Origin of the sequence: Pseudomonas moraviensis (assembly GCF_900105805.1) — a bacterium.
GTDB classification, from domain to species: Bacteria; Pseudomonadota; Gammaproteobacteria; order Pseudomonadales; family Pseudomonadaceae; genus Aquipseudomonas; species Aquipseudomonas moraviensis_A.
This window is the reverse complement of the sequence record NZ_LT629788.1, coordinates 4,760,853-4,774,154: the sequence shown is the minus strand read 5'-3', so window position 1 is coordinate 4,774,154 and position 13,302 is coordinate 4,760,853. Positions and strand designations below refer to the sequence as shown.

Annotated in this window: 13 protein-coding genes; all 13 read left to right on the top strand. The window is 59.8% G+C overall.

Annotation, left to right across the window (positions count from 1 at the left end; translation table 11 throughout):
- Positions 1-408, top strand: a complete 408-nt coding sequence (gene tssE / locus BLU71_RS21480) for a type VI secretion system baseplate subunit TssE (RefSeq protein ID WP_007920274.1) — start codon at positions 1-3, stop codon at positions 406-408.
- An 11-nt stretch (positions 409-419) separates the two neighbouring features.
- Positions 420-944: a PAAR domain-containing protein gene (locus BLU71_RS21475; RefSeq protein ID WP_083353839.1), complete on the top strand. Its 525-nt coding sequence runs from the start codon at positions 420-422 to the stop codon at positions 942-944.
- Between the two features lie 12 nt (positions 945-956).
- Positions 957-1,886, top strand: coding sequence for a DUF6402 family protein (locus tag BLU71_RS21470; protein ID WP_064365135.1), 930 nt, complete (start codon positions 957-959; stop codon positions 1,884-1,886).
- A gap of 52 nt (positions 1,887-1,938) precedes the next feature.
- A complete protein-coding gene (locus BLU71_RS27380) occupies positions 1,939-2,352 on the top strand; it encodes a hypothetical protein (RefSeq protein WP_064365134.1) in 414 nt (137 codons plus the stop codon).
- Positions 2,353-2,359: 7 nt separating this feature from the next.
- Positions 2,360-2,782: a hypothetical protein gene (locus tag BLU71_RS21460; RefSeq protein ID WP_042608089.1), complete on the top strand. Its 423-nt coding sequence runs from the start codon at positions 2,360-2,362 to the stop codon at positions 2,780-2,782.
- Between the two features lie 69 nt (positions 2,783-2,851).
- Positions 2,852-4,639 carry a type VI secretion system baseplate subunit TssF gene (gene tssF, locus BLU71_RS21455; RefSeq protein ID WP_083353838.1) on the top strand — a complete coding sequence of 596 codons (1,788 nt, stop codon included), beginning with the start codon at positions 2,852-2,854 and terminating at the stop codon, positions 4,637-4,639.
- Positions 4,603-5,610 (top strand): type VI secretion system baseplate subunit TssG, encoded by a 1,008-nt coding sequence (gene tssG, locus BLU71_RS21450; protein ID WP_056790879.1) that lies wholly within the window; start codon positions 4,603-4,605, stop codon positions 5,608-5,610. Before tssF ends, tssG begins: the two co-directional genes overlap by 37 nt.
- 11 nt (positions 5,611-5,621) lie before the next feature.
- Positions 5,622-8,279, top strand: a complete 2,658-nt coding sequence (gene tssH / locus BLU71_RS21445) for a type VI secretion system ATPase TssH (protein WP_083353837.1) — start codon at positions 5,622-5,624, stop codon at positions 8,277-8,279.
- 10 nt (positions 8,280-8,289) lie between these two features.
- Positions 8,290-9,810 carry a sigma-54 interaction domain-containing protein gene (locus BLU71_RS21440; RefSeq protein ID WP_083353836.1) on the top strand — a complete coding sequence of 507 codons (1,521 nt, stop codon included), beginning with the start codon at positions 8,290-8,292 and terminating at the stop codon, positions 9,808-9,810.
- Between the two features lie 294 nt (positions 9,811-10,104).
- Positions 10,105-10,245: a hypothetical protein gene (locus BLU71_RS21430; RefSeq protein ID WP_003229566.1), complete on the top strand. Its 141-nt coding sequence runs from the start codon at positions 10,105-10,107 to the stop codon at positions 10,243-10,245.
- A gap of 18 nt (positions 10,246-10,263) precedes the next feature.
- Positions 10,264-11,460, top strand: a complete 1,197-nt coding sequence (gene tagH, locus BLU71_RS21425; RefSeq protein WP_042608095.1) for a type VI secretion system-associated FHA domain protein TagH — start codon at positions 10,264-10,266, stop codon at positions 11,458-11,460.
- A 5-nt stretch (positions 11,461-11,465) separates the two neighbouring features.
- Positions 11,466-11,966: a type VI secretion system lipoprotein TssJ gene (gene tssJ / locus BLU71_RS21420; RefSeq protein WP_016772509.1), complete on the top strand. Its 501-nt coding sequence runs from the start codon at positions 11,466-11,468 to the stop codon at positions 11,964-11,966.
- Positions 11,967-11,968: 2 nt separating this feature from the next.
- On the top strand, positions 11,969-13,300 hold the full coding sequence (gene tssK, locus BLU71_RS21415; RefSeq protein WP_016772510.1) for a type VI secretion system baseplate subunit TssK: 1,332 nt from the start codon (positions 11,969-11,971) through the stop codon (positions 13,298-13,300).
- The last annotated feature ends 2 nt before the right edge of the window (positions 13,301-13,302 follow it).

The window sequence follows — 13,302 nt, the reverse complement described above, 5'->3', positions numbered from 1 at the left end:
ATGGACGGATACGGCAGCCTGTTCGAACGCCTCAATGGCGACGCACAACTACGCAAGGGCAACAGCCTTGAGGCTTGTGCCATGGCGTCAGTGGCTGCCCATCTGGCCAAAATGCTCAGCACCCGGGCCGGCAGCGTGCAAACGCTCGCCGACTACGGGTTGCCCGATCTCAATGACATGCGTCTGAGCCTGCACGACTCCCTGAGTCAGGCCCGTCTGGCTATCGAAAACTTCATCGAAGCCTACGAGCCACGCCTGAGCAATGTGCGTGTCATTTCCCTGCCGCGTGACCACGATCAACTTCGCCTGGCCTTCAGTATCGAAGGCCTGCTGGAAGTCGAGGGGTTCAAGCGTCAGGTCAGTTTTTCCGCGCGCCTGGATGGCAGCGGACAAGTGAAGGTCACCTAAGGAGAACCCCGATGTCTGGCAAACCTGCAGCACGCGTATCCGACCCCACCGCTTGCCCACTTCCTGGCCACGGTACCAACCCGATCGCCGCCGGTTCCGGCGACGTGTTCTTCGACGGCCTCGCGGCCGCCCGCCAAGGCGATGCCTCGGCGTGTGGTGGTGCGCTGGTCGGCGATCTGGCGACCACGGTGTTGATCAATGGAAAACCGGCCGCCACGGTCGGCTCCGTTGGATCTCACGGGAATAAGGTTACGGCAGGTTCCGGGACGGTGATCATCGGCAATTCGCATTCGCCAGCGCCGTTTGTTCCGCCGTTGCCGGTGGAGATCAAATGGCCGTTTAACGAGCACTACGTCATCAATTGTCAGGACTCTGGGAAGCCACTGGCGGGAGTGGCATACAGCTTCAAAACAGCCTCGGGGAAAGTTATCAGTGGGGTCACAGGAGCCGACGGGAAGACGCAAAAAATCTCGTCCTCTATAGCGGAGTCCTATGAGTTGACTATTGAACAGCAATCTGAAGTCGTAATTGGATAAAAGGATTTTGTTATGGCGGATACGAAAATAGCATCAAGTCTGACGCCGGCCAGTAACCAAACTGGTAAGTCTGCAGCTGTCCGTCAATTCAAAATCACAGATATACCTGATGCGATGGATAAGATGAAATGGCCAGTTGCTGCGAAGCTTATGCGCCACTGGTTTGATGGCGCGCCATGGCCAACCGCCGATGGTGCGATGAGTAAAGAGGTCAAAGACCATATTGCTCTTGCTGACATCGCCTACGTGAATGACACTATCGTAAAAATGGACTGGTTGATGCAGTTTGAACCTGCGAAAGCTGTCATTGAAGAGCTTAAGTCTGCTTGGGATAATACTGCAGGTCGTAATAATATAAGCAAGAAGATTAAAGATAAGTATCTTGGCTCGGCGCCGGGTGTCTATCCTTTTAAGTTTGCGAGCGCCAGGAAGGTTGAAGAGTTTGGATACAGTAATAGTCGAGCAGTTAAATTTGGCCTGATAGACAAGACTGATGAGTTACGAGCTGCGCTGGCAAACTTTAATGTCCGCGTATTTCCAGAAGGAAAACTGGTGATTTCCGTAGATAGCATTCAGCTGTTTGTGGAGCGAATTGGGTTTTATGCTGAGGACGCGTATGACTTCAATGACTCACCGGATGACAATTTCAGTCAGCCATTGGGGTTCTGGAACTTTGATGGTATAGCCAACCCTGCCTATGCGGCCACCGCAAATACCGGTGCAGCGCAGATGAAGTCAGACATCGCTTCAAACCCCTATATCAGTGCGGAAGATTCTCAGGCGATGTTTAGGGAAATAGAAAGCTCGCGTTATTTCTATATTACAAATTCTCACTTTGTAAAATATCGGATGGAATTTAAAAAAGGCGGTGATTTCCAGGTTTTGTCTGATGTTCAATATCAAAACGTTCCCGTGACAGTTATTAATGTTTGGAATAAATGATGCGCATTTTTACTCGTGTACAATCCGCTGTCGAACTGGGTGTGGCGAAAAAATGACTACGCTTAAAAAGAAATGGCTAGTGCCTATCAGTTTGCTCTTGGTGTTTATTGCATTGCTCGTTTATTGCTTGAACGCAATGCTGGATTATCCTGCAAGTACAACTACAGCTAGTCCCTCGGGCCGCTACACAATTGAGAATGTACGTGTCGGCAGGATCTTCATGCTTGGTGGTATGGCGTATTTAAGAGTTATCGATTCAAAAGAGCCAGAAAAGGTATATCGAACCCCGCTGTATGATACTCAGTCATTGGATATGCGTACATTTGAAGATGATGCTGAGGTTGGAATTACTTGGATCTCCTTCGAAAAGAAAGATAAGGCTTTTGTAATTTCCATGCCGCAATGGGAAGAAAGCTGGCTGAATATTTTCATCAGTAATACACCCTACGAGATTCTGGAAAACTGATAGCAGTATGAACAGCTACGTCCGTCTCGACCTATGTTTATTAACCCACGCCCTCGGATGCGTGGCTTATGCATTTTTGAATTACGCGGTTGTGCATGCTTACAAGCTTTTTAACGGCGGATTTACCTCCCATGGCGTCGCCATCGGAATTGCGACTTACTCACTGTTTTACATTTTTCTGGGCGTCAATCTGATCGTTGCGCTGACTCCAAATCTGGTTGCCAAGCTGGTCATCCTTTTTCTGATGGTGGGCTTCATCCTGCTCTGGATGCTACCCGACAACCCGTTAAGAGCCCTGTTCTACGGCGTGGCCCAAGGTTGCGTCACGTTGCTGGCGATCCTCACCACTCAAGTCATCGAGTTGCGCTGGGCTTTGCGAAACATCACAGGTCGCATTCAGCCAAGTCGGCCTGCAGGTGCAATCCAATGACCAAGTCGGGCGTTGAACGTAATTCACAGGTCGGTAATTCCATGAGCTCCATTACCAGGCAGGTACCCCGTGTCCTTTAACCACTACTACCAAAGCGAACTCACCGCACTGCGCCAGCTCGGTCGCCGTTTCGCCGAGCGTAGTCCGGCGTTGGCGCCGTATCTGGGGCAGGCCGGGCGGGATCCGGATGTGGAGCGGTTGCTCGAAGGCTTTGCGTTTCTCACCGGGCGCCTGCGGCAGAAGCTCGATGACGAGCTGCCGGAGCTCAGCCATTCGCTGATGCAGCTGCTGTGGCCGAACTACATGCGCCCGCTGCCGGCGTTCAGCATTCTGCAGTTTGATCCGCTCAAGCGTTCCGGCCCGGCGCTGCTGGTTGAGCGCGATACGCCGATCGAGAGCAAGCCGATCGATGACGTGCGCTGCCGCTTCCGCACCTGCTACCCGACCGAAGTGCTGCCACTGGATCTGGCTGCGCTGAACTACTCGGTGAAAGGCGACGGCTCGCTGCTCAGCCTGCGTCTGGAAATGAGCGCCGACGGCCACCTTGGTGAGCTGGAGCTGAGCAAACTGCGTCTGCACTTTGCCGGCGAGCGCTACATCAGCCAGATGCTTTATCTGAGTCTGCTGCGCAACCTTGAAGGCATCGAACTGATCCCGCTCGACGGCGCCGGCAAACCGATTGATGGCGTCAGCGGCAAACCGATGGCGTTCAAGATTCCCGGTGATCGGGTCAAACCGGTGGGCTTCGCCGAGGAAGAGGCGTTGATCCCGTACCCGCTGAACACCTTCCGTGGCTATCGCTACCTGCAGGAATACTTCGCCTTCCAGGACAAGTTCCTCTTCGTCGACGTCAACGGTCTGGACATTCTCAAGGCGCTGCCGGAAGACACCCTCAAGCAGATGCGCGGCCTCGAATTGCGTTTCGACATTCGCAAGAGCGGCATCATGCGCATGCGTCCGACGCTCGATAACGTCAAGCTGTTCTGCACGCCGATCGTCAATCTGTTCGAGCACGATGCACTGCCGATCCGCCTCGACGGCAAGCAGGACGAGTACCTGCTGCTGCCGGCGGAATACGACCTGGAAAACTGCGGTGTGTTCTCGGTGGAAACCGTCACTGGCTGGAAGCCCGGCGGCCTCGGTTATCAGGAGTACGTGCCGTTCGAATCCTTCGAGCACGACCCGAGTTTCGACGTGCCCAACAGCCGTCCGCATTACAGCATTCGCCAGCGTTCGTCTTTGCTGCATGACGGCCTCGACACTTACCTGAGCTTCGGCATCCGCCACACCGAAGCCCACGAAACGCTGTCGATCGAGCTGATGTGCACCAACCAGAACCTGCCGAAAAAGCTCAAGCTCGGCGACATTTGCATGGCCAGCGAGCAGACCCCGGAATTCCTCAGTTTCCGCAACATCACCCCGGCCACGTCGAGCTTCGCGCCGCCGCTGAACCGTGACTTCCTGTGGAAGCTGATCAGCAACATGTCGCTTAACTATCTGTCGTTGGCGGACGTCAATGCGTTGAAGGTGATTCTGGAAACCTACGACCTTCCGCGCTACTACGACCAGCACGCGGAGAAGGTCAGCAAGCGCCTGCTCGGCGGCCTCAAGCACATCAAGCATCACCACGTCGACCGACTGCATCGTGGTCTGCCGGTACGCGGTTTGCGCACCGAACTGACCATCGACCCGGAAGGCTATATCGGCGAAGGCGACCTGTTCGTCTTCGCTTCGGTTCTCAACGAGTTTTTCGCGCTTTACGCCAGTCTCAATTCATTCCATGAGCTGCGGGTAAAAAGCACACAGGGAGAGGTGTACCAATGGACACCACGTATGGGCCTGCAGCCCCTGCTTTAAGCGGGCTGACCAAGGTAATACGCGAGTACTCGCTGTTTCAGGCCGTGCTGCTGGTGATCGATCGGCTGCGCGAGGCACACCCGCATCTGAGCGAAGACGATCTGTACGACCAGGTCGAGTTCCAGGCCAACCCTAGCCTGGGCTTTCCGCGCAGCGACGTCGATCGCGTCGAGTTTTTCGAAGAACACGGCAAGATGCGCGCGCGCATGCGTTTCAACCTGATCGGTCTGGTCGGCTCCGGTTCGCCGCTGCCGGCGTTCTACGGCGAACAGGCTCTGGGCGACAGCGAAGACGGCAACCCGACGCGCAATTTTCTCGACCTGTTCCACCATCGCCTGCAACGGCTGATGCTGCCGATCTGGCGCAAGTACCGTTACCGCGCGAGCTTCCAGAGCGGCGCGATCGACCCGTTCTCGGCGCAACTTTTTGCGCTGATCGGACTGGGCGGCGACGAGATCCGCAAGGCCAAGGAACTCAACTGGAAACGCTTGCTGCCGTATCTCGGCCTGCTCAGTTTGCGCGCGCACTCGGCGGCGCTGATCGAAGCCGTGCTGCGTTACTACTTCAAGCACGAAGACCTGGTCATCGAGCAGTGCATCGAGCGCCGCGTGGAAATTCTCGACGAGCAGCGCAATCGTTTGGGCCGTGCCAACAGCGTACTCGGCGAAGACCTGGTGCTGGGCGAACACGTGCGCGATCGCAGCGGCAAATTCCGCATTCACATCACCGAACTCGACTGGCAGCGATTCCATGAATTCCTGCCGATCGGTTTCGGTTACCAGCCGCTCTGCGCGCTGGTGCGGTTCACCTTGCGTGACCCGCTCGATTACGACATTCGCCTGGTCCTGCGCCAGGAAGAAATCCGCGAACTGCGCATCGGTGAGCAGAACGCCTGTCGCCTCGGTTGGACCAGTTGGCTGGGCCGCGAAAAAGCGGACGGCGTGGTGACCCTGGGCAGCAAAATTCATTAAGGACGTGAGCCATGATCAACGTAGACCTGCAACAACTCATCCAGGCGCTGGACGCCGAAACCCGTCGTGATCTGGAGCGTTCGGCCGAGCGTTGCGTCGCCCGGGGCGGCAGCAAGATCCTCGTCGAAGACTTGCTGCTGGGCTTGCTCGAGCGCCCGAACGGCTTGCTGTCGCGCGCGTTGCAAGATGCTGACGTCGACGCCGGTGAACTGACCGCTGCATTGCAATCGCGAGTCGAACACAGCGCTTCGCGCAACCCGGTGTTCGCCCCGGAGCTGGTGCAGTGGCTGCAAGACGCACTGCTGGTGGCCAATCTCGAACTGGGCCAGACCCAGGTCGAAGACGCCGCGCTGATCCTGGCGTTGCTGCGCAACCCGATGCGCTATGCCGGCAGCCGCTATCAACCGCTGCTCGCCAAACTGAACATTGATCGCCTGAAAGAATTTGCCCTGTCGCAACAGGAGCAACCGGCGGCCAATGGCAAACCGGCGGCGCAGGGCGAATCGCTGTTGCAGCGCTTCACCCACAACCTGACCCAACAGGCCCGCGACGGCAAACTCGACCCGGTGCTGTGCCGCGATGGCGCGATCCGGCAGATGGTCGACATCCTCGCCCGTCGTCGCAAGAACAACCCGATCGTCGTCGGTGAGGCCGGTGTCGGCAAGACCGCCATCGTCGAAGGCCTCGCCTCGCGCATCGCTGCCGGTGAAGTGCCGCAGGTACTCAAAGGCGTTGAATTGCTGTCGCTGGACATGGGCCTGTTGCAGGCCGGCGCCAGCGTCAAAGGTGAATTCGAGCGTCGTTTGAAAGGCGTGATTGATGAGGTCAAAGCCTCGCCAAAACCGATCATTCTGTTCATCGACGAAGCCCACACTTTGATCGGCGCGGGCGGCAATGCTGGCGGCTCAGACGCGGCCAACCTGCTGAAACCGGCGCTGGCCCGTGGCGAACTGCGCACCATCGCCGCGACCACCTGGGCCGAGTACAAGAAATACTTCGAGAAAGACCCGGCGCTGGCCCGCCGTTTCCAGCCCGTGCAATTGCACGAACCGACCGTCAGCGAAGCAGTGACCATTCTGCGTGGTCTGGCCCAGGTCTACGAGAAGAGCCACGGCATCTACCTGCGCGATGACGCGGTGGTGTCCGCCGCTGAATTGTCCGCGCGTTACCTGGCCGGTCGGCAATTGCCGGACAAGGCTGTCGACGTCCTCGACACCGCGTGCGCCCGCGTGCGCATCAGCCTCGCCGCCGCCCCGGAAAGCCTCGAGCGCCTGCGTGGCGAACTGGCTGAAGGTGGCCGTCAGCGTCAGGCCCTGCGCCGCGATGCCGAGGCAGGTCTGCTGATCGACCACGAAGCGCTGGAGGCACTGGAAGCGCGTCTGGACGAAGCCGAAGAGGAAATGGTCGCGCTGGAAACTCTCTGGACCGAACAGAAAGAACTGGCCGAGCGTCTGCTGGAACTGCGTCAGCAACTGGCCAAGGCCCGCGAAGCCGCAGCCGTCGAGCCGACCGTCAGCGTGGAAGAAGATGCCGAAGGCACGGTGATTGAAACCGTGGTCGCCGAGGTTGAAGAAGGCCAGAGCGTCGAAGCGCTGGAAGCCCAGCTGCATGAAACCCACGCCGCGTTGACTGCCGCGCAAGTCAAAGAACGTCTGGTCAGCTTCGAAGTGTGTCCGCGTCTGGTTGCCGAAGTGATCAGCGCCTGGACCGGTGTGCCACTGGCGCAATTGGCCCGCGAGCACAACGCCAAGGTCGCCAGTTTCGCCACCGATCTGCGCACCCGCATTCGCGGTCAGGAACAAGCCGTGCACGCGCTGGATCGCTCGATGCGCGCCACCGCTGCAGGTCTGAACAAACCGGATGCACCGGTCGGGGTGTTCCTGCTGGTCGGCCCGAGCGGCGTCGGCAAGACCGAAACCGCGCTAGCCCTGGCTGATCTGCTGTACGGTGGCGACCGTTTCATCACCACCATCAACATGTCCGAGTTCCAGGAGAAACACACCGTCTCGCGCCTGATCGGTGCACCGCCGGGCTACGTCGGTTACGGCGAGGGCGGCATGCTCACCGAAGCCGTGCGCCAGAAGCCGTATTCGGTGGTGTTGCTCGATGAAGTCGAGAAGGCGGATCCGGACGTGCTCAACCTGTTCTACCAGATCTTCGACAAAGGCGTGGCCAACGATGGCGAAGGTCGCGAAATCGACTTCCGCAATACGTTGATCCTGATGACCTCGAACCTGGGTAGCGACAAGATCAGCGACCTTTGCGAAAACGGCGCACGGCCGACCGCCGAAGTCCTCGAAGAAACCATTCGCCCGGTGCTCAGCAAGCACTTCAAACCGGCGCTGCTGGCGCGGATGAAAGTGGTGCCGTACTACCCGGTGGGCGGCCCGGTGCTGCGCGAGCTGATCGAGATCAAACTCGGCCGTCTCGGCGAGCGTCTGAGCCGTCGTCAGCTGGAATTCAGCTGGTGCCAGAACCTCGTCGATCACCTGTCCGAGCGCTGCACGCAAAGCGAAAGCGGCGCGCGCCTGATCGATCATCTGCTCGATCAGCACGTGCTGCCGCTGGTGGCTGATCGTCTGCTCGACGCGATGGCGACCGGCGAAAGCCTCAAGCGTGTGCATGCCACGCTCGACGGCAACTCCAGCGTGACCTGCGAGTTCGTCTGAGGTGGGCGTGATGTTCACTCAGGTGCCGCAGCCACTGGTCTACGCCGAAGCGTTGCTGGCGCAGTTCGCCAGTCTGTCGCGGGCGGCGGACAGTGCTGTGCTGCTGGGTGAATTCGTCCGTGGCCTGGCCGAGCTGAGCGGTTGCGAATTGACCCAGCTGTATCTGCTCGACGCCACCCACACCTGCCTGGGCATGAACGCCGAGTGCCTCGACGGCGCGCTGCAACCGCGTCAGGCGGCGAGCCTGCCGGCCGATTACAACGGCGAGCAACTGCTGCAGTTCGCCCTGTGTCAGAACCGCGTGGTCTGCCTCGACGACCTCGCCGGCAGCCTGCACGAAACCAGTTTTCTGCCGGCGGCAAGCACGCCGTGGCAGTCGCTGTTGTGCGTGCCGCTGGTCAATCAGCACAAGTCGGTGGAGGGCTTGCTGCTCTGCGCCAGTCGCCGTCGCACTGACTTGCAGGGTTTCGCCGATTCCCTCGGCCAGCTCGGTTCGTTCGTGCTCGGCCAACTGCATCTGCTGCAACGCCTGCGTCAGCCACCGGCCGAATCGGCCACGACCACACGCAGTGTGCCGAGCATCAGCGGCTATGGCCTGATCGGTAAAAGTGCGGCGATGCGCCAGACCTACTCGCTGATCAGCAAGGTTTTGCACAGCCCGTACACCGTGCTGTTGCGGGGCGAGACCGGCACCGGCAAGGAAGTGGTGGCGCGGGCGATTCACGATTGCGGCCCGCGTCGCTCCCAGGCGTTCATCGTGCAGAACTGCGCGGCGTTTCCGGAGAACCTGCTCGAAAGCGAGCTGTTCGGCTACCGCAAAGGCGCCTTCACCGGTGCCGATCGCGATCGCGCCGGGTTGTTCGACGCGGCCAATGGCGGCACGTTGCTGCTCGATGAAATCGGTGACATGCCGTTGTCGCTGCAAGCGAAGATTCTGCGCGTGTTGCAGGAAGGTGAAATTCGTCCGCTGGGTTCCAACGACACGCACAAGATCGACGTGCGCATCATCGCCGCGACGCACCGTGATCTGGCGGTGCTGGTCAGCGAAGGCAAGTTCCGCGAGGACTTGTACTACCGCCTCGCGCAATTCCCGATCGAGTTGCCGGCACTGCGTCAGCGCGAAGGCGACATCCTCGATCTGGCCCGGCATTTCGCCGAGAAGACCTGCACGTTTTTGCAGCGTGACCCGGTGCGCTGGTCGGACTCGGCGCTGGAGCATCTGTGCGGTTACACCTTCCCCGGCAACGTTCGCGAACTCAAGGCACTGGTCGAGCGCGCGGTGTTGCTTTGCGAGGGTGGCGAGTTGCTCGCCGAACATTTTTCCCTGCGCCTGGAACCGATGCCTGAGGACAACAGCGGCCTGAATCTGCGCGAACGCCTGGAGCAGGTCGAGCGCACGTTGCTCCTCGATTGCCTGCGCAAGAACGATGGCAACCAGACCCTTGCCGCCCGCGAACTGGGCCTGCCGCGACGCACGCTGTTGTATCGGCTGGGGCGCTTGAACATCAATCTGGGAGACTTCGATGGTTGATCTGAAGTGTCCTGAGCTGAACAACTTCCCTGTGGCGAAGGAGCTTGCTCCCGCGCGGCTGCACAGCAGTCGTAGCTCGGTAAACGCGATTGCCCTGAAGCGCCGCGATGGCTGGTTTTGGGGCCGCTTCGCAGCCCAGCGGGAGCAAGCTCCCTCGCCACAGGAGGTTGTCGCTCCTCCCTGGCATGGCTCCAGGCCCCGGTTCAGAGCCTCGCAAAACAATGAATTCGCTAATAACGGCGCCGCCCGCAAGGGCCGGCGCTTTGTGCTTTGTCTACACCTGGAGACCCTCTGATGTCTGTTCGTCACTGGCACGCTGTCCTGCTGACCCTCGTCGTTCTATGCGGCCTTGGCGGCTGTAGCGGCAATTACAAATTCAACGACAACGACTATCGCCCGTTGGGTGATCCGCAAGCGGTCAATCGCGGCAAGTGACCGCAAGGAGCATCAAACATGGAATTGGTTTTCGAAATGCTGAACACCAAGCAGTTCGTGCCCACCGAGTTGTGCCAGCGGACCTTCAAACAGGCCGGTGGCGTGATCGGGCGCGGCGAGGACTGTGACTGGATCATCCCTGACCGCAAGCGTCACCTGTCCAATCACCACGCGATTGTCAGTTACCGCGAGGGCTCGTTCTTCCTCACCGACACCAGCAGCAACGGTGTCCAGGACGGCAGCAGCGGCGCACGCCTGCACAAGGGCGAGCCGGTGCGCATCGAGCACGGCAGCACCTACATTCTCGGCGACTTCGAAATCCGTGCGCGGCTGGTCCGTGACCCGGCGACCTTCGATGGCGAAGTCGGCCGTCCGCGCGCCGCTGGCAGCATCATTCCGGACGACGCGTTCCTTGATCTCGACCCGCTCAATGCCCTCGAACAGCAAGAGCGCGTCTACTCGGAAATCGACGAGCTGCTGTCGCCCACCGCCAAGCCGGAAGATTCCCGTCAGCGTGCCGACTACGCGCGCATCGACATGGAAAGCCTGATGGTCCCGGAGCTGATTGCCGCCCCGGTCGAGCCTGAGCCGGCGCCTGCGCCGAAAGCCGTCGAGCGTCAGAGCGAAGGTTTCTGGGAGCACTTCGGCGCGGCGCTGGGCGTCGACGTCAAAGCCCTCAGTCACGACGAACGTGAAGCGCTGGCGCTGAACGCAGCGCGCCTGCTGCGCCAGAGCATCGGCGGTTTGCAGCAGAGCCTGCGTACCCGCTCGGAGCTGAAAAACGAGCTGCGTCTGGCCCAGACCACCGTGCAAGGCACCAACAAGAACCCGCTGAAATTCGCCGTCGATCCGAGCGAGGCGCTGCAGATTCTGTTGCAGCCAAGCAAGCCCGGACATCTGCCGGCCGAGCAAGCGATCTCCCGCGCATTCCGCGATTTGCAGGCGCATCAAGTGGCGCTGCTGACGGCCAGTCGAGCCGCCGTGCGTGGCACGCTGGAGCACTTCTCGCCGGAGCAACTGACCTTGCGTTTCGAGCGCGACAACAAGCCGTTGATCGCGACATCGGGCGGGCGCTGGAGAGCGTTCGGCCGCTATCACCAGGCACTGCGTCAGGACGATGACTGGAGCGAGCGTCTGCTGGCCCGCGACTTCGCTCAGGCTTACGAAGAACAGATCCGCCTGATCTCCACCCTCCACACCGACCACCAAGGATGATGCGCATGTCTCGCCGCTCGACCGCTTTTTTCAAGACGCTGACTGCGCTCACCGTGCTGGTGCTGCTCGCCGGTTGCTCGTCGCTGTCGCCGTACTCGAAAGTGACCAAGATCAACCTCAAGCTGACCGGCAGCGACCAGCTCAACCCGGACCTCAACGGTCGGCCGTCGCCGATCGTCGTGCGCCTGTTCGAACTCAAGCACCCGGTGACCTTCGAGAACGCTGATTTCTTCAGCCTCTACGAGCGCGCCAAGGAATCCCTCAACCCGGATCTGGTGGCCAGCGAAGAACTCGAACTGCGCCCGGGTGAAACCGTGGAGCTGAAACTCAGCGTGGAGGAGGGCAGCCGTTACGTGGGCATCCTCGCGGCCTATCGCGACCTACCGGATACGCAATGGCGCCACACCGTGCAGATCACTCCGCTGGAACTCACCGAGGCGGATCTGACCCTCGATCAGGCCGGTATCCGCAACACCCAACAAGTGCTCGCCAAGGCGGATGACTGATCATGAACACCCATAAAGTCATTTGGCAGGAAGGCATGCTGCTGCGCCCGCAGCACTTCCAGCACAACGATCGTTACTACGATCACCAGATGAAAACCCGCACGCAATTGCTCGGTGGCTACACCTGGGGTTTTCTCAATCTGGAAATCGACTTGCAGTTCCTCAACATGGGCAAACTGGTGATCAGTGAAGCCTCGGGGATTCTGCCGGACGGCAGCCTGTTCGAACTCGGTGGCAACACCGAGCCGCTGGCGCTGGACGTGCCGCCGAACACTGGCAACACGCCGATCTATCTGGCGCTGCCACTGGTCACCGGCAACCACATCGAGGCCCGCCGCCCGGAGCAATCCGACGTGCTCGCGCGCTACACCGCGTATGACGCCGAAGTCGCCGACTCCAACGCCGGTGACGATTCCGCCAGTCAGGTCAGCTGTGGGCGCCCGGATTTCAAACTGTTGCTCGGCGAGCAGCAGAGCGATCAGGCCTATGTGAAGCTGAAGATCTGCGACGTGCTCGACACCACGCCCGACGGCGTCATCAGCCTCGACCCGGATTTCGTCCCGACCTACATTCAGGCGCACGCCTCCAGCTACCTGCTGTCGTGCCTGAAAGAAGTCATCAGCATGCTCAGCCACCGCGGCGACACCATTGCCGAGCGGATTCGCTCCAACGGCAAGGTCGGCGGCGCTGAAGTCGGCGACTTCATGATGCTGCAACTGATCAACCGTACCGAACTGCTGCTGCGCCATTACCTCGGGCTTGAGCAGGTGCATCCGGAAGAGTTGTACCGCACGCTGCTGACTATGCTCGGCGATCTGGCGACCTTCTCCGGCGAGAGCAAACGCCCGCGTCTGGACAGCCGCTATTCCCACGCCGATCAGGGCGCAAGCTTCCGCAAACTGATGGAAGCGATCCGTCAGGTGCTGTCGATGGTGCTCGAACAGCACGCCATCGAACTGATCCTGCAGGCGCGTCAGTACGGCATCATCGTCTCGCCGTTGCACGACCACAAACTGCTCGGCTCGGCCTCTTTCGTGCTCGCAGCCAGTGCCAACTGCGACTCCGAAGAACTGCGTCAGCGTTTGCCGCAGCACCTCAAGGTCGGCCCGGTGGAGCGCATCCGCCAACTGGTCAACCTGCACTTGCCGGGGATCAAGGTCAAACCGTTGCCGGTGGCCCCGCGGCAGATCGCGTTCCACTCGAACAAAACCTATTTCATCCTCGAACTCAGTTCCGAAGACCTGGCACAACTCGAGCGCTCCGGCGGTTTCGCGTTCCACGTGTCCGGCGAATTCGCCGAGCTTGAACTGAAATTCTGGGCCATCAGGAACTGACC